Below are 21,376 nucleotides of genomic sequence, written 5' to 3'. Positions count from 1 at the left end.
AGGAGCGATGCGTGACGTGGAAGAACTGGGCGCGCACCCAGTCGGCCGAGCCGCGCGAGGTGCACGCCCCCGTCACGGTCGAGGATGTCCGTCGCGCCGTGGAGCGCGTGCGCGACCGCGGCGGCACGATCCGCCCCGTCGGCAGCGGACACTCCTTCTCGGGCGCAGCGCGCCCTGACGACGCGCAGCTCACGACCGACGGGCTCGCCGGGCTGCTGCGCGTCGACGAGGAGCGGGGTCGCGCGACGTTCCTGGCCGGCACGAGGATCCACGAGGTGCCCGCCCTGCTGGCGCCGACCGGGCTCGCGATGGACTGCCTCGGCGACATCGACACCCAGACGCTCGCGGGCGCGATCTCGACCGGCACGCACGGCACGGGGCTGCGGCACGCGTCGATCGGCGCGACCGTGGTCGCCGCGACGCTCGTCACGGGCCGCGGCGAGCTGCTGCGCGTGAGCGAGACCGAGCGGCCGGAGCTGCTGCCGGCCGTGCGGCTCGGGCTCGGCGCGCTCGGGGTGCTCGTCGACGTCACGCTGCAGTGCGTGCCGGCCTTCGCGCTCGAGGCGGTCGAGACCACGGCGCCGCTCGACGCGGTGCTCGACGACTGGATGGGCCTCAACGAGCGCACCGACCACTTCGAGCTGTACTGGTTCGCGGCGACCCGCGTGGCCGCGACGAAGTCGAACACGCGCGTCACCGGGCCGCTGCGGCCGCGGTCGCCGGTGGCCAGGTTCCTCGACGAGCGCGTGCTCACGGTGGGCGGTCATCGCGCGCTGCTCGGCGCCGCGGCGCTCGTGCCGGCGCTCGCGCCGGCCGTGAACGAGCTCTCGGCGCGCGCGATGCCGCGCGGCACCTTCACCGAGCCCAGCCACGACGTGTTCACGGCGCCGCGCGCCGTGCGCTTCCGCGAGCTCGAGTACGGGCTGCCGGTCGAGGCCGTGCCGGAGGCGCTGGGCGAGATCGACCGCGCGCTGCGGCGGGCCGACCTCGTGCTCACGTTCCCGTTCGAGGCGCGCACGAGCGCCCCGGACGACGCCCATCTCTCGACCGCGCACGGCCGGGACACCGGCTACATCGCGGCGCACCGCTGGTGGCGGGAGGATCCCCGGCCGCTCTTCTCGCTCGTCGAGCCGATCCTGCTCGCGCACGACGGCCGACCGCACTGGGGCAAGCTGCACTCGTTGCGCGCCGCCGAGCTGGCGGAGCGGTTCCCCGGCTTCGCCGACTTCGCCGCGGCGCGCGACGAGCTCGACCCGGACCGCACCTTCTCGAGCAGCTGGACCCGGCGGGTGCTGGGCGACTGACCGGTCGCCGAGCAGGCTCGCCTACGATGGGAGCCATGGAGCTGCTCGACGTCATCCTGATCGCCGCCGGTGCCTTCGTCGTCCTGGGCCTCGCCGCAGGCATCTGGTTCGTCACCGCGATGACCGGGATGCGCCGGCTGAGCGCGACGGTCGACGAGCGGTGGGACGCGCTCGCCGCGACGCTCGAGCGGCGTCGCACCGTCGCCGCCCCGCTGCTCGCGACGGCGCCCGGACCGCAGCAGCAGCAGGCGGCGCAGGCCTTCGCGTCGCTCGACGCCGCCTCCCAGCCGCAGTCGAAGGCCGAGGCGGAGGCGGAGGTGCAGCGGGTGCTGCGCCCGCTCGTGCAGGCCGCCGGGTCGCAGCCGCTGGGCTCGGATGCCGCAGAGGCCCGCACCGCGCTCGCCGCCCTCGACGACGAGGCGCAGGCGCGCCGTCGCGACTACAACACCGGTGCGCGCGAGCTCAATGCGAAGGGCCGCCGGTACCCGAGCTCGATGTGGGCGAGCACCTTCGGCGTGCCTCGCGAGTTCTTCGAGGTCGACCAGGCCGGCGCGGTCGCCGAGCCGCCCCGCATCCAGTTCTGACGGCTGCCTCCTGCCGGTCGAGCCGGTCCGCGCGCGCAGCGCGCTGACCGAGTCGAGACCATCGCGACGGTCGCGCCCGCTGGACCGAGGGTGGTCTCGACGCGCGCGGCCGCCGGGGCGGCCGTGCGGCTCGACCAGCAGCGCCCGCCTCCTGCGGGTCGAGCCGGTCCGCGCGCGCAGCGCGCTGACCGAGTCGAGACCATCGCGACGGTCGCGCCCGCTGGACCGGGGGTGGTCTCGATTCGCGCGGCCGCCGGGGCGGCCGTGCGGCTCGACCGGCAGCGCTGATCAGCCGGTTCCTGCGTCGAGCGCCCCCGCCACCTCCGCCGCCCACGTCCCCGCCCCCGCGACCTCGACCCGCTCGAGCCCCTGCCACGCCGCCGCCTCGCGCAGCACCGGCTCGAGCCGCGCCGCGAGCTCGCCGGCCCTGTGCTCGAGCCCCGGCTCGATCGTCGCGTGCTGCACGCGCAGCACGCGGGCTTTCCGGTCGCTCTTGAGGTCGACGCGACCGACGAGCTCGTCGTCGACGAGCACCGGCAGCACGTAGTAGCCGTGCGCGCGCTGCGCCGCGGGCGTGTAGATGCTGATCCGGTAGGAGAAGCCGAACATGCGCTCCGCGCGCGGCCGGTGCCAGACGAGCGGATCGAACGGCGAGAGCAGCGCCGTCGCGCGCACCCGTCGCGGCCGCCGCGCGCCCGCCCAGACCCACGCGGGCCGGCCCCAGCCGTCGACGGCGACCGGCTCGAGGCTGCCCTCGTCGACGAGGTCGGCGACCGCGGCCTGCGCATCCTTCACCGGCAGCCGGTGGTAGTCCGCGAGGTCGTCGAGCGCGGCGACGCCGAATGCCTGCGCCGCGCGCGCGACGAGCACGCGCTGCGCGTCGGCCCGGTCGACCTCCGCGCGGGCCGCGTCGGGCAGCGCCTGATCGGCGACCGCGTACTGGCGCTCGAACCTTGAGCGGCCCACCGTCACGAGCTCGCCCCGCTGGAAGAGCACCGCCGTGGCCCAGTAGGCGTCGGACTTGTTCCACCAGCCGCCCGGCAGCCGCTCGTGCGCGGGATGCTCCATGTCGCTCGGGCGCATCGGGCCGCGCTCGGCGAACTCGGCCAGCACGCCGTCGACGATCGCCGCGTGCTGCGCCGCCCACTGCTCGCTGCCGCCGCGCATCGGCTGGCGACGCTTCCAGCCCCACAGCGGCCAGTCGTCGACGGCGATGACGGCGGCCTCGTGCGCCACGTACTCGGTGTAGCCGCCCAGGCGCTGCCTCGGGCGATCGTGGTGCAGCAGCCGGTCCAGGGTCGCGCGGTCGTAGGGCCCGACGCGCGACAGCAGCGGCAGGTAGTGGCTGCGCTCGAAGACGTTGACGGAGTCGAGCTGCAGCAGCCCGAGCCGCTCGATCGTGCGCTCGAGCGTGCGGACCCCGGTGCGCCCCCGCTCGCCGGGCACGGCACCGTCGAGGCCGCTGGCCGCGATCGCGATCCTGCGCGCCTGCGCCGCGGTCATCCTCGCTGGTGCTGCCATGCCCGGAGCCTAGCCGCGGCCTCCGACGCATGCGCACGGGGCCCAGCGCCGCACCGTACGATCGGCAGATGCTGTTCGGTCGAACCCCGGATCAGGCCCGGCCCCCCGGCCGACCCGACCCCGCCACGCCCCGCGGCGTCGCGACGCCTCGCGGCGACGCGACCCCGCTCGGCGACGCGCTGCCGCGAGGCATGCGCATCGCCGGCGCCTGGTCGTGGCGCATCGTGGTCATCGCGGCGGCCGCGGCGATCGGCATCTGGCTCGTCATGCAGTTCTCGCTCATCGTCATCCCCGTGCTCGTCGCAGCGCTGCTCACCGCCCTGCTGCAGCCGCTCGTCGACGTGCTCGTGCGCCACCGCTGGCCCCGCGGCCTCGCGGTCGCGGTGGCCATCGTCGGCCTCATCGTGCTGGTCTCCGGTCTCGGCTGGCTCGTCGTCTCGCAGATGCGCAGCGAGTACCCCGAGCTGCAGGCGCGCGCCGTCGCCTTCTGGGGCGATGCGCAGGGCTGGCTGCTCTCGCTGCCGTTCGGGATCACCCAGGAGGATGTGAACGAGTTCGGCACGAACATCCTCGGCACGCTCCGCGACGACATCTCGTCGGTGCTGTCGAGTGCGCTCACGGTCGGCTCGTCGGTGGGCCACTTCCTCGCGGGCATGCTGCTCGCGATCTTCGCGCTCATCTTCATCCTCGCCGACGGCCGGGGCATCTGGCGCTGGGTCGTCGGCCTGCTGCCGCGCCCTGCGCGCCGCCCCACGGATGGCGCCGGTCGCGCCGGCTGGGTGACGCTCGGCAACTTCGTGCGCGTGCAGGTCGTCGTCGCGGCGATCGACGCGATCGGCATCGGCCTCGGCGCGTTCATCCTCGGGCTGTTCCACGAGGGCGGCATGCCGCTCGTGCTCCCGATCGCGATCCTCGTGTTCCTCGGATCGTTCATCCCGATCATCGGTGCCGTCGCCACCGGCGCGATCGCGGTGCTCGTCGCCCTCATCGCGCTCGGGCCGATCCCGGCGGTCATCATGGTCGGCATCGTGCTGCTCGTGCAGCAGGTCGAGAGCCACATCCTGCAGCCGATCATCATGGGCACGGCCGTCAAGGTGCACCCCCTCGCGGTCGTCGTGGCGGTCGCCGCCGGATCGACGATCGGCGGCATCGCGGGCGCCCTCTTCGCCGTGCCGACGGTCGCCTTCCTCAACGTGTTCGTCAAGACGATCGCGTCGGGGTCATGGCGCACGAACCCCGACCCGTCGGTGCAGGAGGTGGTCCGATGATCGACCGAGCCGTGCCCGACCCGGTGCTCGCCGAGCCCGTGGTGCCCGATTCGACCGGCCTGGCGGCGCCGACCGGCCTGACGGAGCCGACCGGCCTGACGGAGCCGACCGGCCCGACCGAGCCGGCCGTCATGACCGAGTCCGCCGCCTCGGGGCAGCCCCTGCCGGGACCGACGCTCGCCGACTTCGAGGCGGCGCGCGAGCGGCTGCACGGCATCGTGCAGGAGACGCCGATGGAGCGCTCGCGCTACCTGAGCGGCATGCTCGGCGCCGAGGTGCTGCTCAAGTGCGAGAACCTGCAGCGCACCGGTGCGTACAAGATCCGCGGCGCCTACAACATGCTCTCCCTACTCGACGACGACCAGCGCGCTCGCGGCGTGGTCGCCGCCTCCGCCGGCAACCACGCGCAGGGCGTGGCGTTCTCGGCCACCGAGCTCGGCATCCGGTCGACGATCTTCATGCCCGTCGGCGTCGCGCTGCCCAAGCTGCAGGCGACGCGCGACTACGGCGCGGCGGTCGAGCTGCGCGGCGCGGACTTCCAGACGGCCCTCGCCGCGGCGATCGAGCACGTCGAGCGCACCGGCGCCACGTTCGTGCCGCCCTACGACCACGCCGACATCATCGCCGGGCAGGGCACGGTCGGGCTCGAGATCCTCGAGCAGGTGCCCGATGTCGCCACGATCGTCGTGCCGCTCGGCGGCGGCGGGCTCGCGGCCGGCGTCGCGTCGGCGGTGCGCCAGCGCACGGCGCTCGACGGCCGCCGCGTGCGGATCGTGGGCGTGCAGGCCGAGCGGGCCGCGTCGTTCGTCGACTCGCTCGCCGCGGGGGAGCCCACCACGATCGTGACGCGCCCGACGATCGCCGACGGCATCGCCGTCGCGCGGCCGGGCACGCTGCCGTTCGAGATCGTCCGCGAGGCGGTCGACGAGATCGTCACGGTCTCCGACGACGACATCGCCCGCGCGATGATCGTGCTGCTCGAGCGCGCCAAGCTCGTCGTCGAGCCGTCGGGCGCGGTGACGACGGCCGCGATCATGACCGGCCTCGTCACGTCCGACGGGCCGACGGTCGCGGTGCTCTCGGGCGGCAACATCGACCCGCTCTTCATGGAGCGCGTCATCGCCCGCGGCCTCGCGGCCTCGCAGCGCTACCTGAAGGTGCGGATGGCGCTGCCGGACCGGCCGGGCCAGCTCGCCATCATCGCCCAGATCGTCTCGGACGAGCAGGCCAACGTCGTCGAGGTGCTGCACACGCAGCACGACGCCTGGACGTCGATCACCGACGTCTCGATCGACATCTCGGTCACCACGCGCGGACCGGAGCACGCGCAGCGCGTGCTCGAGGCGCTCCGCCGTGCCGGCTACGAGCCGCAGGTGCTCTAGCGCGACCCGCGCGGACGACGAAGGGCCCCGCGATCTCGCGGGGCCCTTCGTCTGCGGTCTAGCCGCGGTAGGTCTGGACGTCCTTGATCTCGACGTCGATCGTCACACCCGTGGGGGTCTGGTACGTGGTGGTCGCACCGATCTTCAGGCCCATGATGGCCGCGCCGAGCGGGCTCGCCTCGCTGTAGACGTCGAGGTCGTCGCCGGCCTCCTGGATCTCGCGGTTGCCGACCAGGAAGGTCGTCTCATCCCCGGCGATCGTCGCCGTGACGACGGTGCCGGCCTCGACCACGCCGGACGCCTGCGGTGCGTCGCCGACCTTGGCGGTGCGCAGCAGCTGCACGAGCTGGCTGATCCGGGCCTCGATCTGGGCCTGATCGTCCTTCGCGGCGTGGTAGCCGCCGTTCTCCTTGAGATCACCCTCGTCGCGGGCCTCCTCGATGCGCTTCGCGATCTCGGCGCGCACCGGCCCCTGCAGGTGCTCCAGCTCGCCCTGCAGGCGGTCGTGCGCCTCCTGGGTCAGCCAGGTCTCCGTGGTGCCGTTCATGTCTCTCCCGATATGCAGAGAACCGGCCCCGCGTGGGCCGGCTCACTCAGCATCGTATGTCACCCAGCACTCCGAGACCAATCCGTTGCTCGCGCGCTCGCTCGTGCGCACCTCGACCCGGTGGCTGGTGGTGTGGGTGTCGGCCGGCGGCAGGTCGAGCTCGACCCAGCCGACGATGCCGAAGGCGCTGTTGAGCGCCTCGACCGCGCAGCGCACGGGTGTGCCGGCGTCGACCGAGACCTCGAAGGTCACGACGGCCGTCGCGTCGTCCTCGACGACGTAGCCGATGTTGCGCGACTGCAGCTGCGTCGACGCGGGATCGGTGCCCACCCACCAGACCCACGCGACCGCGACGAGCATGATGCTGACGCCGACGATCCAGCCGAGCGTCCGCTCTCGCTGCGTGCGGGCGCGCGTGCGTCCGTAGCGAGCGTCGAGGTCGGTCATCAGGGCCTGTCGTGGGAGGATGGGGGCCTGTCCAGTCTAGTCGTCGTGCCGTCCGGCGCGGCTCGTGCGGGCAGGGAAGGAGAGGCCGTGCGACGCCTGCTCGCCGTGCATGCGCACCCCGATGACGAGTCGAGCAAGGGCGCCGGGACGCTCGCGCGCTACGCCGCCGAGGGCGCCCAGGTCACCGTCGTCTCCTGCACCGGCGGCGAGAGCGGCAGCGTGCTCAACGAGGGCTTCGAGCGGAAGCACCGCGCCGAGCGCGACATGACCGGGCTCCGTCGCGTCGAGATGGAGCAGGCGCGCGCCGCGCTCGGCGTCGACCACGTGTGGCTCGGCTACGTCGACTCCGGCCTGCCGGACGAGGGGGAGCCGCTGCGCGAGCTGTCGTTCGCGACGCTGCCGCTCGAGATCACCGGGCGCCCGCTCGTGCGGCTCATCCGCCGGCTGCGGCCGCAGGTGGTCGTCACCTACGACGAGACCGGCGGCTATCCGCACCCGGACCACATCCGCTGCCACGAGGTGACGATGTGGGCCGTTGAGCACGCGGCGGCTGGGCTCCCGGAGCTGGGCGAGCCGTGGGAGGTGCAGAAGGTGTACTTCGACCGCAGCATGAGCGGCGCGCGGCTGCGCGCCCTGCTCTCGGCGGTCGAGGCCGTCACGCCCGACGACGACCGGCTCCCGTTCATGCGCGAGTGGGCCGAGCGGCTCGGCGAGCGCGGCGAGACGATGACGACGCGCGTCGACGTGGGACCGCACCTGGCCGCGCGCGACAGCGCGCTCCGCGCGCACGCGAGCCAGGTCGAGCCGGACTCGCGCTTCTTCTTCTGGCCGCACGAGCTGCTGCTCGGCACGTGGCCGACCGACGACTACGAGCTGGCGCGGTCGCGCGCGACGCACGCCGTGCCGGAGGACGACCTGTTCGCGGGCGTCGAGGAGGACTGATGGACATCCTGCGCACGCAGCCGCTGCCGTTCGACGCGAACCAGGTCACGCCGGGCGTCGTCGGGTTCGCCGCGACGGTGCTCGTCGCGGTCGCGGTGATGCTGCTCATGTGGGACTTCAACCGCCGGGTGCGCCGCATCAACGACCGCGCGCACATCAAGGAGCGGATCGAGGCCGAGCTGGCGGAGCGCGAGGCGCAGGAGGCGGCAGCGGGTAGAGCGGCAGCGGGCGACGCGGCGACAGGCGCCTCGCCTGCGCCGTCGTCGCCGGACACGGCATCCGACGACGCACCGTAGCGCGGCGCGTTGCCGGGATGGGCATGATGATCGGCAGCACGCCAAGCGCGACGACCGCGAGCAGCGCGGACGGGGGTTGGGCCGCCGGCTCTGGGGCACCGAGTCGCCGCCTCCCCGCGACGGCGAGGGCGACTCTGTGCGGCAAATCGCAGAGCCCTGACGGCCGCGGCGGTTTTGCTGCGGCAGCGAGTGGCCGCGTCCCGGCGCTTTCCGGAGGCGCCTCAATCAATCGGCGGAGCGATCTCATCGACCTCCCGCGTGCTGTGCCCTCGCTTCGGGAGGCGGCGCTCGTGCTCTTCGTTACAGTCACGCCAGTATGAAGTTGCTACTGGATGTCCAGATGCCCAGTCCTCAAGGCGAGTGGTGAGGTATCCGCACAGCAGCAGGACCGCGCCGGCCACCACGCGCGTAGTGATGTCCTTCCAGAACGACTCCTGCCCGGGCCGCGATCGAACGATCTCGAGCTTCGGTCCGCTCACATAAGTAGGGGTGAAGGCGCGTGACCCAGGTCGTAGTGCGGTAACATGCGGGTCGCATCCGATGAAGGAGCCATCATGAGCGACCCCGTGCCGGTCTCTGATCTGCCGTTCATCACCAGTCTCTCGGAACTGAGCAAAGAAGACCGCGAGAGATTCGGGCTCTACCTCCCGAGCGGGCACCGGAACGCTTATCGCGTCGAGCGGATGAAAGGTCACGGCGGTAGCCGAACTGATCCCAGTTGGGATAGGACGGCTAATCAACACACCTGCTGCAATAGCCGGGTTTACTGGCGGCATAAGGTCGCATGTCCGCTGCTTGAACTGAATGGCGAGTAGTCGCGTGCGCTTCGCCTCGCGTCCGGTAGACTGTCTCTATGGCAGTTGATAACTTGGTGGATCTATTCGGCTCCGAACTGGTTCCCCAGCGAGCTGCTGCACTCCGGTATCCGGGTGCGAAATGGTCTATTGCTCCGCGAATCGTGCAAGAGTTTGATGACCACTATCACTATGTGGAGCCCTTCTTTGGTTCGGGTGCGGTGTTCTTCTCGAAGACGGCCAGCGGGCACGAGCTAATCAACGACCTCAACGGCCTCGCCACCAATATGTTCCGGGTGCTGCGGGATCGGACCGACGACCTCTGTTGGGCACTGGAGGCAACGCCCTGGGCGCGGGAGGAGTATGACCAGTCGCACCTCGTCACCGGTGATGAGCTAGAAGACGCTCGGCGCTTCGTGGTCCGTTGCTGGCAGGCACACGCGAGCGACCTCGCCAAGAAGACGGGCTGGAAGAACCGCGGCCGAAGCCAGCGCGCCGGGGGCATGAGCGTGCGCTGGCAGAAGGTGCCTGAGCAACTTCGGTTCGTCGCGATGCGCCTACAAGACGCGGAGATTGAGAACCGGCCAGCGCTAGAAGTGATCCGGCGCTTCAACTCACATGACGTGCTTATCTATGCCGACCCGCCATACCTTCCGAGCACCCGTACGCAAAAGATGTATGCCGAGGAGATGACGGAGCAGGAGCACATCGAGCTCCTTGAAGCGCTACTTGCGCATACCGGGCCGGTGGTTCTTTCGGGGTACGCCAACGAACTGTACTCATCGATGCTCGCCAGCTGGCGAGTCGTTGAGCTTACGCCTCCAAAGGTGGAGAAGGGTGCTGCGCGCACCGAAGTGCTCTACGTCAAGCGGTAGGTCTAGTCGACCTCTGGCTGGTTAGATGCCTCAGGTAGGCTCCTCGGCCAAAGGTGACCGAAGTATTCAATCGCACGAGAGCGCAGGGAAACAGGTTGTGCTTCTTCCAGTGTAAATGACTGGGACGACCATTCGCCCCAAGACAGAGGCGGGTAGTACTTCAACTGTCCGCCGCTGTCCGCGAACCACTGCCACAGCCGGTGCTCTCCGCCGCGTTCGTAGATGTAGCCATCGAGTCGCTTGCCGACCGCTTCCCAGCGGACGTGCCGAGCGGGATCGGCAGTCCTGAGATCAAGCGGGAAGACCTTGAGGGAGAACACCCTCCAATCTTTATCGTGGTCGAGAATCGCATAGCGGCTTCCAGCAAGATCCACTTCTCCTGCGACCGCTTCGTGCCATGACATCACCGTGTCGACCAACGTGATGCCGGCCGCCTTCGGATCGAGACGCCACTCGATGCCGCGGTCCGCAAGAGCCGCATGGAACTTCGCCGCGCTGTTGGAGAGCTCCATAAATGAGCTCTCGTTCTTCGCAGGCTGTAGCGCAGCCATCTTGCACGAGATGCCGTAGGGCAGACCGTCATGCGTTGGCACCCACACGTCGAAGATTCCCTTGTCCTCGCGGGCGTATCCGTACGTGACCGCTGCAGCGGCGCGCTCGAAATCGCGGAAGCCCGGCATCGATCTGCCGTCCTTCAAAATCATCTGTCCGGAACCGTCACGGAAGGTGCTCAGCATTAAGCGCAGCGCTTCAAGCTCGTCGGCATCTAACGGGCGATCGCGAAGCGGGTAGCCGTTATTGGTCCGCCCGTGATAATCGTGCATGCATCGCCCTGCTAATCGACCTCGACAAAGACGTCGCCAGGCTAGCAGTAGTGAGGGTCGTTCAAGTTGCGGCAGCGGCGGCGGCAATCGGCCGTGTCTGGCGTTCGCGTGCGCGACTCTAGTCTCGGGCCATGACCGAACACCAGATCGCGATCTCTGCCCTCTACGCGGAATGGTTTGCAGCTGTCGGCACGGCGGGCGCGCTCTTCCTTCGAGTGGCGATCCTCGCGCGAGACCGTCAACAAGCTCGGCGTGCTAGTGCGGACGTTCTAGTCACGTGGTGCGCGGTCACTATGACGATCGACGAGAACGAAGAGAAGTGGGCCGTCGTCGTGCACGCGTACCACGCAGGTGACCGACCGATCCCCTTTGCGATGATCGTGCCTCGTCCTGGCTTCTCCCTCGGTCGACTGGGAGACCTGCTCTCCGACAAGCCTCTGGCACCGGGGCATCGATCGAGAAGGAGGTCGCCATTCACAGCGAACCGGACGGCGTACCGCTCTGGCTCGCGTTCCAGGACGGTCGGTCACAGCAGTGGGTCCGAGATTTCGAGAAGCATGAGTACATCTCTCAGTGGACGGTGAAGAAGCTCGCGCATGTCTTCAGCCACGACCCGGCTCTGTCGAAGCATCTGCTGTTCTCTCGCAGCGAGAACTCGGCTTAGAAGGCACTCCCTCTCGCATGAAGGATCAGTGTCCCCGCTCTCGGGCTTGGCTCACACGCTACATCGCAGCGATAGCCACCGAGCGAAAGCTCGAACACAGCGTCAAACGAATCTAGATGCGAGAGACGGCCACCGACGCGAGTAGGAGGGCTCCTCCGGCGAGGCCCAGCCAGATCGACCAGGCCACACGACGGTGCTTCTTCCAGGCGATGTCGGCCATCACGACGACCTGCTGTGCCAACTGGTCGACGAGGTCCGAGCGCTTCAGTTCGCGCGCCAGTCGCTCTGGTTTCCAGAGGCGGGCATGTCCGAAGAAGATGAAGTTCGACTTCGCCTCTTCACCCAGCTTCCTGCCGCGCAACTGCGGAGCGACGACCGCCGCTGCGAACACGGCGCCGGCGAGGACGAGCACAGCGCTTGCACCGAGCAGGGTGTACTCGAGCCCGCTCTTCATGTCCTCGAGCAAGACCACCACCGCGCCGAGGAGGGCAGCCTGAACCGTCAGGGCGAACGCCGCCTTGGCGTCTACCTTGCCAGTCCACTCCATCTGCGCTGCGTGAAGTCGCCAGGCATTCTCGTACCGCTGCGAGGGCTCGTCGTCCGTACTGCGCTTGTGTCGCAACATCAGACGCTCCACCATGCGCCGCTGCCCCACACCCGCACGTGGTTGCCGCCGACGTCGTAGTTCCAGTCGGCGACTGACCAGATGCTCTGGCCCTCAAAGGCGAGGAACTCCTCGCTCAGCGCCTCCTTCACGGTGTCTGTGATGAAGAGAGCCTTTGAAGGGCTGCGGATGTCGCTGAGCTTCGCTGCCACGTTCGGAGCCGCGCCTATGCTGATGAGGTCGTTGTTGTTGCGAATCCCTCCGCGGATGATGAGTGCCTCGCCGGAGTCGATGCCGACGCCGTGAGCGATGGGAGGGAAGACCTCGGGATCGGTGTAGTGCTTCTTGATCGCTTCGGGGATCACCTTCTCGACGGCCCAGTTGATGGACATGGCAGCGCGCACGGCGCGGTCCTCCTTGTCCAGCCCCATGAAGATCGCCATGACCCGGTCGCCGTCGAAGCTCCGGATCTCACCGCCGTTGTGCCTCAGGATGCGGGTCGACGTGTTCACGTAAGACTTGATCACCTTCGCCGCAGCCTCCTTCGTGAGGCTGTTGGCGATCCTCCCCGAGCCAGCGAGGTCCGCGTAGAGGTAGGTCGCGTCGATGAGCTTCCCGCCGTTCTCCAGCGGCACGTCGTCCGTCTCTGGGACCTTGAGCCCCTTCGTCACAGCAATGTCGCCGGCAAAAATCTTGTCGATGGACGTCTCGACTGACGGGTACATGGCTCTCCTTCGGCGGGCACGCGACGTTCAAAGCGAGCGTACGGCGCACTTCTGTCGGCGCGTTCATAACACATGACGAGCAACGGGAATCGCCCTAACGACTGGGACACGGCGGCAACGTGCGCCAGCTCGGCCGGTAGAACCGCATCTACACATCTCGTGCCTCTACCCGAACGCCTTCGGAAGAAGCGACGCAGGCGAGATGCAATATCGGTAGTCCGAAGCCGGGACTGGGCCGAGACGACCGTCGTCGCCGTGGGGCGAGCCTCGAGCGCGACGAGGAGATCTCGAGCGACCTGTTCGCGCCGCGCCCCCACGCCGCGACGATCGCGGCCCTCGAGGCGGCCGATGACGTCGTCGTGGTCGCGGGCGGCGACCCCGTCGGGGTGGCGCGGCTCGTGGGGGCGCTGCCCGAGCTCCGCGAGCTCGCCCCGCAGGCGCGGCTGCGCATCGTGGTGAACAAGGTGCGGCAGGGTGCGACGGGCGTCGCGCCCGAGCGGGCGGTGCATGAGACGCTACGGCGGCTCGCGCAGGTCACGCCGGAGGCGTGCTGGCCCTTCGACGGGCGGGCGGCCGACGCCGCGCTGCTCGAGGGCCGGCCGCTGCTCGACGTCGCGGGCCGGTCGCGGCTGCGGCGGCGCGTGCAGGAGCTCGCCGTCTCGCTGCTGCCGCAGCCGGCGCCGAGCAGGGCGTCGCTGCGCGCGGCCGAGCGGCCGCGCCGCAGCTGGCGGGCGGCGCTCCGCTGAGCACCTGCCGCCAAGGGGCCCGCGGTAGGCTGACCCGGTGACGAGCCTGACGTCGATCGCCGAGCGCTACGGACTCCTGCGGTCGCAGGACGTCCTGTGGTTGCACCGCCTCGTGGCCGACTTCCAGCTGCTGGCCGACCTCGCGATCGGCGACATCGTGCTCTGGCTGCCGACGGGCGACGACGACGGCTACATCGCCGTCCAGCACGCGCGGCCCGCCGGCGCGGCGACCCTCTTCTACCGCGACATCGTGGGCCAGCCGGTGCGCAACTCGTGGCGCGAGCAGGTCGGCCGCGCCTATGAGGAGGGCGTCTCGCTCGACGCGGACTCGCCCGAGTGGGGCGTCGAGACCGACGCGAAGGTCAAGGCGTTCCCGGTGCGGCGGCGCGAGGCCGAGCCGTCCACCGCGCTCGTGGAGCGCCCGATCGCCGTCATCACCCGGCACGCCAACCACGCCGATACCCGCAGCGCCGGCAGGCAGGAGCGCACCTTCCGGGAGTGCGCGGGGGAGCTGTTCCGGATGATCGCCGACGGCGACTTCCCGGATCAGGCGGCCCCGAGCGGTCCGCGCCGCGGCGCGGCCCGCGCATCCGACGGCCTCATCCGCCTCGACCAGGCGGGCATGGTCACCTTCGCGAGCCCCAACGCGCTGTCGGCCTTCACCCGGCTCGGCTTCCGCGGCGAGCTCGAGGGGGAGTCGCTCGCCGAGATCACGACCGAGCTCATCGACGACTCGCACGAGGTCGACGAGGCGCTGCCGCTCGTCGTCACGGGGCGCGCGCCGTGGCGCACCGACATCGAGACGCGGTCGGTGACGCTGTCGCTGCGCGCGGTGCCGCTGCGGAGCCGCGCGACGCGGCTCGGAGCGATCGTGCTCGTGCGCGACGTCACCGACATGCGCATGCAGGAGCAGACGCTCATCACCAAGGACGCGACGATCCGCGAGATCCACCACCGCGTCAAGAACAACCTCCAGACGGTGGCCGCGCTGCTGCGGATCCAGTCGCGCCGCACGAAGAGCGTCGAGGCGCGCACCGCGCTGCAGGACGCCGAGCGGCGCGTCTCGTCGATCGCCGTCGTGCACGACACGCTCTCGGAGGGGCTGAGCCAGTCGGTCGACTTCGATGCGGTCTTCGACCGGTCGATGAAGCTCACCTCGGAGCTCGCCTCGATCCACGGCGCCCAGGTCCGCACCGAGCGGGTGGGCTCGTTCGGCGTGCTGCCGAGCGGCTACGCGACGCCGCTCGCGCTCGCGCTCACCGAGCTCGTCACGAACGCCGTCGAGCACGGGCTCGTCGGCAGGCAGGACGGGCTCGTGCGCATCACCGCCGATCGCGCCGACGGCTGGCTCACGGTGCAGGTGTGCGACAACGGCGCGGGGCTCCCGCCAGGGCGCGTCGGCTCGGGCCTCGGCACGCAGATCGTCAAGACGCTCGTGACCGGCGAGCTCTCGGGCACGATCGACTGGGGCGCGCGTGCCGTCGAGGGCACCGAGGTGACCGTGAAGGTGCCGATCTCGTACATCCGCGAGGACGACGAGCCCTAGGCGATCCGGCCCATCCGGCCGGACACGCAGAAGCGGGGCCGCCTTCCGGCGACCCCGCTCGAATGCGTGGTGCTGCTCAGCCTGCGCGGCGGGCGCGCGCGGCGCGACGCTTGAGCGCGCGGCGCTCGTCCTCCGAGAGGCCGCCCCACACGCCGGAGTCCTGGCTGGTCTCGAGTGCGTACTGCAGGCACATCTCGGTCACCGGGCACGTCGCGCAGACGGCCTTCGCCTTCTCGATCTGCTCGAGCGCTGGTCCGGTGTTGCCCACCGGGAAGAACAGCTCGGGGTCCACCGTGAGGCAGGCAGCGTCATCACGCCAATCCATACATGTGCTCCTTGTACATTGGAGGGGGGAGGTCGCGCTTCGCGAGTCAGTCGCGGCGCGGAAGTCTTCGGGCGCTGCAGCACTGCTTGCCCAAGGTCCTATGGTTTCACAGCGCCCCCAGAGAGGCAAGGGTTTCTTCGTGAGCGAACTCTCCGAGGGGCGTCCGAGGACGGCCACGTGGGTCGGCGCGATCCTGCTCGTGGAGGCGCTCGGCATGCTCGCCGTCGCCATCTGGCTCGCCATCGCAGCGCTGGGCGATCCGCTCGACCACATCGCCGGCGGGCTCTTCCTCGCCGTGCTCGCCGCGGGCTCCGCGGCCTTCCTCATGGCTGCCGGTCGCGCCATGCTCGACGGCCGCGCGTGGTCGCGGAGCGCCACGATCGTCTGGCAGGTGCTGCAGCTCGGCGTCGCCCTCGGCACCTACGACGGCGGCGAGGGCCCCGTGCCGCTCGCGCTCGTGCTCGCCGGGCTCTCGATCGCGGGGCTCGCGCTCGTGCTGCGCGCCAGCGTCACCGGTTGGCTGCGCCGCGAGGCTTGAGCCGCCTCAGGCGCTGAAGGCGAGCCGCTTGTCGAGCATCTCCAGGTGGCCCTTCGCCCGGGTGTTGTAGAACGCGTGGGTGATGACGCCGTCCTCGTCGAGCACGAAGGTCGAGCGGCGCACGCCCTCGACGATGCGGCCGTAGCTGTTCTTCTCACCGAACGTGCCCCACGCGCGGTGCACGGTCAGGTCGGCGTCGCTCAGCAGCGGGAACGACAGCGCGTCGAGGTCGCTCGCGCGCGCCAGCTTCTCGACGCTGTCGCGCGAGATGCCGAGCACTGCGTAGCCGTGACGGCCCAGGTCGGGCTGGGCGTCGCGGAAGTCGCAGGCCTGCTGCTTGCACGCGGAGGTGAGCGCCTCCGGGTAGAAGTAGACGATCACCCGCCGACCGCGCAGCGAGGCGAGCGACACGGGCTCGCCGTGCTGGTCGGGGAGGGTGAAGTCGGGTGCGGGCATGCCGGGCTCGAGGTGCGTCATCGGCTCCATCCAACCAGCGTCTGCGGGCTCCATCCGACCGATCTCGGTCCCGGCTCGCGTCAAGCGCCAGGGTCGTGCTACGCTTGATCCTCGGTGGAGACACCTTGCACCTCTAGCTCAATTGGCAGAGCAGTTGACTCTTAATCAATCGGTTCCCGGTTCGAGTCCGGGGGGGTGTACGAAGAAGAGCCCCTGGTCGGTGAGGAATTACCGGCCAGGGGCTCTTGTCGTTGCTGCGCGAGTGCCGTGCTGCTGCTCAGCGCGAGATCGGTCGCGGGCCGGTGGACCGGGCGACCTGTGCCACCGCCTCGGCGATGGGCGTGGGGCCGGCGGTCACCTCGACGATGACCCGCGTGAGCTCAGAGCTGTGCAGCGCCTCGACGATGAAGTGCACGAGGTCCTCGCGTCGGACGTCCGTCTCCCGCAGCGCGAGGCCTGCGCTGACGCGGCCGTCGCCGGCGCCGGGGAGCAGATGGCCCGGGCGCACGATCAACCAGTCGAGGTCGGTGCGGGTCAGCACCACCTCTGCTCCGCGCTTGACGCGGATGTAGTGCTCGAAGTCCTCGCCGAGCCCGCGACCCCGCTCCGAGTCCGCGAAGGCCGAGATGAGCAGGAACTGCGGCACGCCCGCGAGCGAGGCCGCCTCGGCGGCCCGTTCGACCCCCTTGCCGTCGATCAGCGTCGTCATGTCGGTCCCGGTGCCGTGGGCGCCTGCGGAGAAGACGACCGCATCGTGTCCGGCCATCAGGCTGGCGAGCGCGTCGGCACCGTGCTCGATCAGATCACCGAGGGCTGGGATGCCGCCGGCATCCTCGATCGCGTCGTGCTGCTGTGCGTCGCGGTGCATGCCGGTGGCGATGTCCCCGTTGGCGCGCAGCGCGGTGGCGAGACGGCGGCCGATGTCGCCGGCGCCTCCGATGATGAAGACCTTCATGATTCCTCTTCTCTCTCGTGGCGGGCGCGCGTCGCCGCTCAGCGCAGGTGGGTCGCGAAGAACGACTCGAGCTCGGAGAACGGGATGAGATCGGTGCGGTCGTACAGGTCGATGTGGCGCGCTCCCGGGACGACGATGAGCTCCTTCGGTCCGGTCGCCTGAGCGTGGACGTCGTCGCTGAACCACCGGGAGTGGGCCTCGTCTCCGGTGATCAGCATGATCGGCCGCGGCTCGATGTCGGAGACGTGACGCAGGGGGCCGAAGCTGATGTGCGACTGGCCGCTCGTGATCGTGAAGCCGCCGATGGACCGGGGGTGGCGGCCGCGCTCCTCGACGTAGTACTCGAAGAACTCGCGGGTGATGGGATCGGGCCCCTCTTCCGGCATCTCGGCCGGGAATGTCGGCAGGAGCGCGGGCGCCCCCGCGTCGACGTCGGCCCAGCGCTGCTGCGCGAGGTCGTCGAGCGTCTGCGCGCGGTCCTCGTCGGTGCCGCTGTGCTGCCATCCGTCCCGGTGCACGCCGCTGATGTCGTACATCGCCGACGTCGCGACGGCCCTGATGCGCGGGTCGACGGAGGCGGCGCTGAACGCGAAGCCGCCGCTGCCGCAGATCCCGATCGCGCCGATCCGCTCGCGATCGACGTAGGAGAGCGTGCCGAGGAAGTCGACACCTGCGCTGAAGTCCTCGGCGAACAGCTCCGGCGAGGTGATGTGGCGCGGCTCACCGCTGCTCTCGCCGTTGTACGAGGGGTCGAACGCGACGGCGACGAAGCCCCGCTGCGCGAGCTCGTTGGCGTAGACGCCGGGGCCCTGCTCCTTCACGCCGCCGTGCGGGGGCCCGATGACGATCGCCGCGTGGGCCACGGACTCGTCCAGGTCGGCCGCCCGGTACAGGTCTGCGGCGATCTCGATGCCGTAGCGATTGGTGAAGCGCACGGGCGTGCGGGTGACATCGGGGGAGAGGGCGAAGGTGTAGCCGTCGTGCTGCGGGTTCATGAGGATGCTTGCCTGCAAGGGATTCGTGGACATGCATCCAGTGAACGACGGCGAGGGGGACCGGGCGAGGCCCTGGCGGGGGGTGCACTGGCAGAGCACCCCTGGTCGGCTACCGCGGCGGCTCGACGGGCGCAGCGGCATCCCCGGTGAACGTCGTCGCGGTCCGATGCTCCGCCGCCCACGAGGCCAGCAGGCTCAGCCGCTCTGCGGACGCCGACCCCGGCTCGGCGGTGTAGATCATCATGACGTTCCCGGTCTCGGCGGTGATCGCCAGCTCCTCGTACGCCAGCAGCAGCTCACCCACGACGGGGTGGTGGAACCGCTTGGTGCCGGCACCGTGCGTGCGCACGTCGTGTGCCGCCCACAGCGACCGGAACGTGTCGCTGCGCGTGGAGAGCTCTCCGACGAGGTCCTGCATCGCCGTGTCGTGCGGGTCGCGACCCGCATCGGCTCGCATGATGGCGACGCACATGTGCGCGAACAGGTCCCAATCCGGGTAGAACTCGTGGGCGACGGGGTCGAGGAACTGGAACCGGGCGAGGTTCGGCATCCGGCCGCTGTCGCCGATGACGGGGGCGTAGAAGGCGCGGCCGAGGGCGTTGGTGGCGAGGATGTTCTGGCGCGGGTCGCGGACGACCGCGATGCCTTCGGTGATCGACGCCAGCGCCCAGGAGAGGCTCGGACGAGGGGCCGCGGGGCTGCTGACCCGCCGCCTGCTGCGGCCGCTGGTCGGGATGCCGTCGGCGGCGCGGGCGAGGTCGAGCAGGTGGGCTCGCTCGGTGTCGTCCAGCTGCAGCGCGCTCGCGACCGCATCGAGGACCGCCGCAGAGGCTCCGGCGATGGCGCCGCGCTCGAGCTTGGCGTAGTACTCGACGCTCACGCCGGCCAGGGCCGCCACCTCGCTGCGCCGCAGCCCGGCGACCCGTCGGTTGCCGCCCGCCGTGAGTCCAGCGGCGCCCGGCGTGATCCGGGCGCGCCGGGTCATCAGGAACTCCCGGACCTCTGCTCGATTGTCCATGTGCATCAGGCTAGGCGTGGCGCTCGAGCACAGGGGTGCCCTGTCCGTGCACCTCTCGGCAGGGCCTCCCGCGATGCTGACGGGGCCTGGACGCTGGAAGCATGCCTTCCACCGACTGCGCCGCCCCGACGCTCGCCCGACGCCTGCTGCCTGCGCTGCTGCTGCTGCTGACCGTGTTCGGCCCGATCTCGATGGACCTGTACCTGCCAGCGCTGCCAGCGCTGACATCCGAGCTGGGGGCCGTCACCTCTGTGGCCCAGCTGACCGTGACGGCGTGCCTGATCGGCCTCGCTGCCGGCCAGCTCATCGCGGGGCCGCTGACGGACCGCCTGGGTCGCCGACGCATCCTGCTCGTCGGGATCGTCGCGTACGTCGTCACCTCCGCGCTGTGCGCCGTGAGCCCCTCGATCGAGCTCCTCATCGCCGCGCGGCTCGTGCAAGGTCTCGCGGGCGGCGTCGGCATCGTCATCGCGACGGCCGCGGGGCGAGACGTCTTCTCCGGCAGGGCGCTGATCCGCTTCTACGGGCGGCTCACCGTCGTGGGCGGGTTCGCCGCGATCGTCGGCCCGCTGCTCGGCGGCCTGCTCAGCACCATCACCGACTGGCGCGGCCTGTTCGCGTTCCTGGCCGTGATCGGAGCGCTCCTCCTCGTCGTCGCGCTCCTGGGCTTCGGCGAGACCCTGCCGGTCGAGCAGCGCACCGCGGGCGGATTCGCCGAGACCCTGCGCAGCTATCGGACGCTGCTGACCGATCGCGTCTTCCTCGGTGCGGTGCTCAACCAGGGCTTCCTCTACGCCGCGCTCTTCGCCTACCTCGCCGGCTCGACCTTCGTGCTGCAGGACATCTACGGGCTCTCGCCCCAGTGGTACGCCGCTGCGTTCGGGCTGAACTCCGCCGGTCACATGGTGGCCGGCTCCCTGGCCGGCCGCGCGGCCGAGCGGTGGAGCATCCTCGGCACCCTCGCGCTCGGCGTGGGCGTGACCGGAGTCGGTGCCCTCGGCCTGCTCGCCGCGGGCCTGACCGCCATGCCGCTCTGGGTGGTCATCCTCGCGCTCTTCCTCCTGTCCAGCGGCGTCGCGCTCTCGGCGGCTCCCGCGACCACGCTCGCGCTGGCCGAGTACCCGCACATGGCAGGCACCGCGTCATCCCTCCTCGGCATGGTCCGGTTCGGCTTCGGCGGCGTCGCCGCTCCGCTGGTGGGAGTGGCGGGCGCGTTCAGCATCATGCCCCTGGGCATCGTGACCGTCGTCTGCGTCGTGCTCTCAGCAGCGGCAGCGCTGCTCCTCGCTCCTCGCCGCTTCGATAGGGCGCGCTCGACGAGCGCAGCGCCTTCCGAGCCCGCCCGTGTCTGAGCGGGCAGCGACCCGCGGTAGCGACGCGAGCGCGGCGGCAGTTGCGCTCGACGCCCTCGAGCTGAGCGCCGGCGCCACCCTGCTCATCACCGGCGCGGCTTCCGCCGTCGGCAGGGCCGCCGTCTCGCTCGCCGTCCGCAACGGGCTCGAGGTCTTCGTGGTGGCGGGCGCTCATGACCACGACCTACTGGCAGCGCTCGGCGCGACGCGATTCGTGTCGAGCGCAGGGGACCCCGCCGCGACCCTTCGTGGTGTCCGTCCATCGGGCGTCGACGCCGTGCTCGACGCTGCCGGCATGCGGTGCGCGATCCTGCCCGCCGTCCGGAGCGGCGGACGCATCGCTGGCCCCCACGGGTGGCGCCCGCGGCTCGAGCGGGGCATCCGGGCCGTGTCCGGCCACGTCGCGCCCAGCGAGGGACGCCCTGGGGGTACACCCCTCGCCAGGGACTCCCGCCCGGCTCCCGACGCGACTTGACTCGGATGTGCTCGGCCGACCGGATCGAGCGGGAAGGGATCGCGATGGACTCGCCTCGTGGACGCGCCGCCGGCGCCGCTCTTCCTGCGCTGCTGCTGTGCGTCCTCGTGCTCACCGGTTGCGTCGCTGGCGATGCGACACCCGACCCGTCCCCGACGGGGCCGGCACCGACCGGTGCACCACCATCCACCGC

24 protein-coding genes and 1 tRNA gene are annotated in these 21,376 nt (G+C 70.7%); 14 read left to right on the top strand and 11 right to left on the bottom strand.

Annotated features, from left to right (window positions below; genetic code table 11):
• The first annotated feature begins 11 nt into the window (after positions 1-11).
• The gene (locus tag EDD26_RS00950) at positions 12-1,304 is read left to right on the top strand and encodes a D-arabinono-1,4-lactone oxidase (RefSeq protein WP_245989690.1); all 1,293 of its coding nucleotides are present in this window, start codon (positions 12-14) and stop codon (positions 1,302-1,304) included.
• 35 nt (positions 1,305-1,339) lie between these two features.
• A complete protein-coding gene (locus EDD26_RS00945; protein ID WP_170165478.1) occupies positions 1,340-1,888 on the top strand; it encodes a LemA family protein in 549 nt (182 codons plus the stop codon).
• Positions 1,889-2,176: 288 nt separating this feature from the next.
• On the opposite strand, the gene EDD26_RS00935 is transcribed toward EDD26_RS00945, so the two are convergent.
• Positions 2,177-3,409, bottom strand: a complete 1,233-nt coding sequence (locus EDD26_RS00935; RefSeq protein ID WP_123695998.1) for a winged helix-turn-helix domain-containing protein — start codon at positions 3,407-3,409, stop codon at positions 2,177-2,179.
• Positions 3,410-3,477: 68 nt separating this feature from the next.
• On the opposite strand from EDD26_RS00935, the gene EDD26_RS00930 reads away from it, so the two are divergent.
• Together EDD26_RS00930 and ilvA are read left to right on the top strand one after the other, a co-directional pair.
• Positions 3,478-4,677, top strand: a complete 1,200-nt coding sequence (locus EDD26_RS00930; RefSeq protein ID WP_245989689.1) for an AI-2E family transporter — start codon at positions 3,478-3,480, stop codon at positions 4,675-4,677.
• A gap of 131 nt (positions 4,678-4,808) precedes the next feature.
• Complete coding sequence (gene ilvA, locus EDD26_RS00925; protein ID WP_123698366.1) at positions 4,809-6,059, top strand: threonine ammonia-lyase; 1,251 nt, start codon at positions 4,809-4,811, stop codon at positions 6,057-6,059.
• Positions 6,060-6,117: 58 nt separating this feature from the next.
• Here ilvA and greA read toward each other — a convergent pair whose 3' ends face one another.
• Together greA and EDD26_RS00915 are read right to left on the bottom strand one after the other, a co-directional pair.
• On the bottom strand, positions 6,118-6,606 hold the full coding sequence (gene greA / locus EDD26_RS00920) for a transcription elongation factor GreA (RefSeq protein ID WP_123695997.1): 489 nt from the start codon (positions 6,604-6,606) through the stop codon (positions 6,118-6,120).
• A gap of 42 nt (positions 6,607-6,648) precedes the next feature.
• Positions 6,649-7,053: a DUF4307 domain-containing protein gene (locus tag EDD26_RS00915; protein WP_123695996.1), complete on the bottom strand. Its 405-nt coding sequence runs from the start codon at positions 7,051-7,053 to the stop codon at positions 6,649-6,651.
• Between the two features lie 87 nt (positions 7,054-7,140).
• Here EDD26_RS00915 and mca point away from each other — a divergent pair, with 87 nt between their 5' ends.
• From mca to EDD26_RS00900, 4 genes are all read left to right on the top strand, one after another.
• On the top strand, positions 7,141-7,995 hold the full coding sequence (gene mca / locus EDD26_RS00910; RefSeq protein ID WP_245989688.1) for a mycothiol conjugate amidase Mca: 855 nt from the start codon (positions 7,141-7,143) through the stop codon (positions 7,993-7,995).
• Positions 7,995-8,291 (top strand): hypothetical protein, encoded by a 297-nt coding sequence (locus tag EDD26_RS00905; RefSeq protein WP_123695995.1) that lies wholly within the window; start codon positions 7,995-7,997, stop codon positions 8,289-8,291. The genes mca and EDD26_RS00905 overlap by 1 nt, the downstream gene beginning before the upstream one ends.
• A gap of 554 nt (positions 8,292-8,845) precedes the next feature.
• A complete protein-coding gene (locus EDD26_RS14505) occupies positions 8,846-9,106 on the top strand; it encodes a hypothetical protein (protein WP_148058661.1) in 261 nt (86 codons plus the stop codon).
• Positions 9,107-9,144: 38 nt separating this feature from the next.
• The gene (locus EDD26_RS00900; protein WP_123695994.1) at positions 9,145-9,960 is read left to right on the top strand and encodes a DNA adenine methylase; all 816 of its coding nucleotides are present in this window, start codon (positions 9,145-9,147) and stop codon (positions 9,958-9,960) included.
• A gap of 2 nt (positions 9,961-9,962) precedes the next feature.
• On the opposite strand, the gene EDD26_RS00895 is transcribed toward EDD26_RS00900, so the two are convergent.
• The 3 genes from EDD26_RS00895 to EDD26_RS00885 all read right to left on the bottom strand — a co-directional run bounded on the left by EDD26_RS00895 (position 9,963) and on the right by EDD26_RS00885 (position 12,777).
• Positions 9,963-10,784 carry a hypothetical protein gene (locus tag EDD26_RS00895; protein WP_123695993.1) on the bottom strand — a complete coding sequence of 274 codons (822 nt, stop codon included), beginning with the start codon at positions 10,782-10,784 and terminating at the stop codon, positions 9,963-9,965.
• A gap of 776 nt (positions 10,785-11,560) precedes the next feature.
• Positions 11,561-12,088 (bottom strand): Pycsar system effector family protein, encoded by a 528-nt coding sequence (locus tag EDD26_RS00890; RefSeq protein ID WP_148058660.1) that lies wholly within the window; start codon positions 12,086-12,088, stop codon positions 11,561-11,563.
• Positions 12,073-12,777 (bottom strand): adenylate/guanylate cyclase domain-containing protein, encoded by a 705-nt coding sequence (locus EDD26_RS00885; RefSeq protein WP_123695991.1) that lies wholly within the window; start codon positions 12,775-12,777, stop codon positions 12,073-12,075. Before EDD26_RS00885 ends, EDD26_RS00890 begins: the two co-directional genes overlap by 16 nt.
• Before the next feature lie 359 nt (positions 12,778-13,136).
• Between EDD26_RS00885 and EDD26_RS00880 the strand changes: the two genes are divergently transcribed.
• The gene (locus EDD26_RS00880; protein ID WP_123695990.1) at positions 13,137-13,523 is read left to right on the top strand and encodes a MinD/ParA family ATP-binding protein; all 387 of its coding nucleotides are present in this window, start codon (positions 13,137-13,139) and stop codon (positions 13,521-13,523) included.
• 37 nt (positions 13,524-13,560) lie between these two features.
• Positions 13,561-15,069: a sensor histidine kinase gene (locus EDD26_RS00875; RefSeq protein ID WP_123695989.1), complete on the top strand. Its 1,509-nt coding sequence runs from the start codon at positions 13,561-13,563 to the stop codon at positions 15,067-15,069.
• Between the two features lie 76 nt (positions 15,070-15,145).
• Here EDD26_RS00875 and EDD26_RS00870 read toward each other — a convergent pair whose 3' ends face one another.
• The gene (locus tag EDD26_RS00870; protein WP_021010012.1) at positions 15,146-15,394 is read right to left on the bottom strand and encodes a WhiB family transcriptional regulator; all 249 of its coding nucleotides are present in this window, start codon (positions 15,392-15,394) and stop codon (positions 15,146-15,148) included.
• A 139-nt stretch (positions 15,395-15,533) separates the two neighbouring features.
• Between EDD26_RS00870 and EDD26_RS00865 the strand changes: the two genes are divergently transcribed.
• Positions 15,534-15,932, top strand: coding sequence for a hypothetical protein (locus EDD26_RS00865; RefSeq protein ID WP_123695988.1), 399 nt, complete (start codon positions 15,534-15,536; stop codon positions 15,930-15,932).
• 6 nt (positions 15,933-15,938) lie between these two features.
• Here EDD26_RS00865 and bcp read toward each other — a convergent pair whose 3' ends face one another.
• Positions 15,939-16,418, bottom strand: a complete 480-nt coding sequence (bcp, locus tag EDD26_RS00860; protein WP_123695987.1) for a thioredoxin-dependent thiol peroxidase — start codon at positions 16,416-16,418, stop codon at positions 15,939-15,941.
• A gap of 97 nt (positions 16,419-16,515) precedes the next feature.
• Here bcp and EDD26_RS00855 point away from each other — a divergent pair.
• A tRNA-Lys gene (locus tag EDD26_RS00855) sits at positions 16,516-16,588 on the top strand.
• A 77-nt stretch (positions 16,589-16,665) separates the two neighbouring features.
• Here EDD26_RS00855 and EDD26_RS00850 read toward each other — a convergent pair.
• From EDD26_RS00850 to EDD26_RS00840, 3 genes are all read right to left on the bottom strand, one after another.
• Entirely contained in the window at positions 16,666-17,343 is a 678-nt protein-coding gene (locus tag EDD26_RS00850; protein WP_123695986.1) for an SDR family oxidoreductase, read from the bottom strand.
• A 38-nt stretch (positions 17,344-17,381) separates the two neighbouring features.
• The gene (locus EDD26_RS00845) at positions 17,382-18,371 is read right to left on the bottom strand and encodes an alpha/beta hydrolase (protein ID WP_123695985.1); all 990 of its coding nucleotides are present in this window, start codon (positions 18,369-18,371) and stop codon (positions 17,382-17,384) included.
• Positions 18,372-18,447: 76 nt separating this feature from the next.
• Positions 18,448-19,356 (bottom strand): helix-turn-helix transcriptional regulator, encoded by a 909-nt coding sequence (locus tag EDD26_RS00840; RefSeq protein ID WP_123695984.1) that lies wholly within the window; start codon positions 19,354-19,356, stop codon positions 18,448-18,450.
• A gap of 101 nt (positions 19,357-19,457) precedes the next feature.
• On the opposite strand from EDD26_RS00840, the gene EDD26_RS00835 reads away from it, so the two are divergent.
• Both EDD26_RS00835 and EDD26_RS15030 read left to right on the top strand, forming a co-directional pair.
• Entirely contained in the window at positions 19,458-20,708 is a 1,251-nt protein-coding gene (locus EDD26_RS00835; protein ID WP_123695983.1) for a multidrug effflux MFS transporter, read from the top strand.
• Positions 20,701-21,183 (top strand): zinc-binding dehydrogenase, encoded by a 483-nt coding sequence (locus EDD26_RS15030; RefSeq protein ID WP_123695982.1) that lies wholly within the window; start codon positions 20,701-20,703, stop codon positions 21,181-21,183. The genes EDD26_RS00835 and EDD26_RS15030 overlap by 8 nt, the downstream gene beginning before the upstream one ends.
• The last annotated feature ends 193 nt before the right edge of the window (positions 21,184-21,376 follow it).

Source organism: Agrococcus jenensis (assembly GCF_003752465.1).
In the GTDB taxonomy this organism is placed as follows: Bacteria; Actinomycetota; Actinomycetes; order Actinomycetales; family Microbacteriaceae; genus Agrococcus; species Agrococcus jenensis.
Note: the sequence above shows the minus strand (reverse complement) of the source record. Positions and strands in the feature narration are given on the sequence as shown.

Excerpts from the sequence above, each read along its gene's own strand:
- EDD26_RS00905 (WP_123695995.1), top strand. The coding sequence starts at position 7,995 with ATGGACATCCTGCGCACGCAGCCGCTGCCGTTCGACGCGAACCAGGTC.
- EDD26_RS00845 (WP_123695985.1), bottom strand. The coding sequence starts at position 18,371 with ATGTCCACGAATCCCTTGCAGGCAAGCATCCTCATGAACCCGCAGCAC.
- EDD26_RS14505 (WP_148058661.1), top strand. The coding sequence starts at position 8,846 with ATGAGCGACCCCGTGCCGGTCTCTGATCTGCCGTTCATCACCAGTCTC.
- EDD26_RS00935 (WP_123695998.1), bottom strand. The coding sequence starts at position 3,409 with ATGGCAGCACCAGCGAGGATGACCGCGGCGCAGGCGCGCAGGATCGCG.
- EDD26_RS00850 (WP_123695986.1), bottom strand. The coding sequence starts at position 17,343 with ATGAAGGTCTTCATCATCGGAGGCGCCGGCGACATCGGCCGCCGTCTC.
- EDD26_RS00890 (WP_148058660.1), bottom strand. The coding sequence starts at position 12,088 with ATGGTGGAGCGTCTGATGTTGCGACACAAGCGCAGTACGGACGACGAG.
- EDD26_RS00900 (WP_123695994.1), top strand. The coding sequence starts at position 9,145 with ATGGCAGTTGATAACTTGGTGGATCTATTCGGCTCCGAACTGGTTCCC.
- EDD26_RS00835 (WP_123695983.1), top strand. The coding sequence starts at position 19,458 with ATGCCTTCCACCGACTGCGCCGCCCCGACGCTCGCCCGACGCCTGCTG.
- ilvA (WP_123698366.1), top strand. The coding sequence starts at position 4,809 with ATGACCGAGTCCGCCGCCTCGGGGCAGCCCCTGCCGGGACCGACGCTC.
- greA (WP_123695997.1), bottom strand. The coding sequence starts at position 6,606 with ATGAACGGCACCACGGAGACCTGGCTGACCCAGGAGGCGCACGACCGC.
- EDD26_RS00895 (WP_123695993.1), bottom strand. The coding sequence starts at position 10,784 with ATGCACGATTATCACGGGCGGACCAATAACGGCTACCCGCTTCGCGAT.
- EDD26_RS00870 (WP_021010012.1), bottom strand. The coding sequence starts at position 15,394 with ATGGATTGGCGTGATGACGCTGCCTGCCTCACGGTGGACCCCGAGCTG.
- bcp (WP_123695987.1), bottom strand. The coding sequence starts at position 16,418 with ATGGAGCCGATGACGCACCTCGAGCCCGGCATGCCCGCACCCGACTTC.
- EDD26_RS00915 (WP_123695996.1), bottom strand. The coding sequence starts at position 7,053 with ATGACCGACCTCGACGCTCGCTACGGACGCACGCGCGCCCGCACGCAG.
- EDD26_RS00885 (WP_123695991.1), bottom strand. The coding sequence starts at position 12,777 with ATGTACCCGTCAGTCGAGACGTCCATCGACAAGATTTTTGCCGGCGAC.
- EDD26_RS00930 (WP_245989689.1), top strand. The coding sequence starts at position 3,478 with ATGCTGTTCGGTCGAACCCCGGATCAGGCCCGGCCCCCCGGCCGACCC.
- EDD26_RS00840 (WP_123695984.1), bottom strand. The coding sequence starts at position 19,356 with ATGGACAATCGAGCAGAGGTCCGGGAGTTCCTGATGACCCGGCGCGCC.
- EDD26_RS00945 (WP_170165478.1), top strand. The coding sequence starts at position 1,340 with ATGGAGCTGCTCGACGTCATCCTGATCGCCGCCGGTGCCTTCGTCGTC.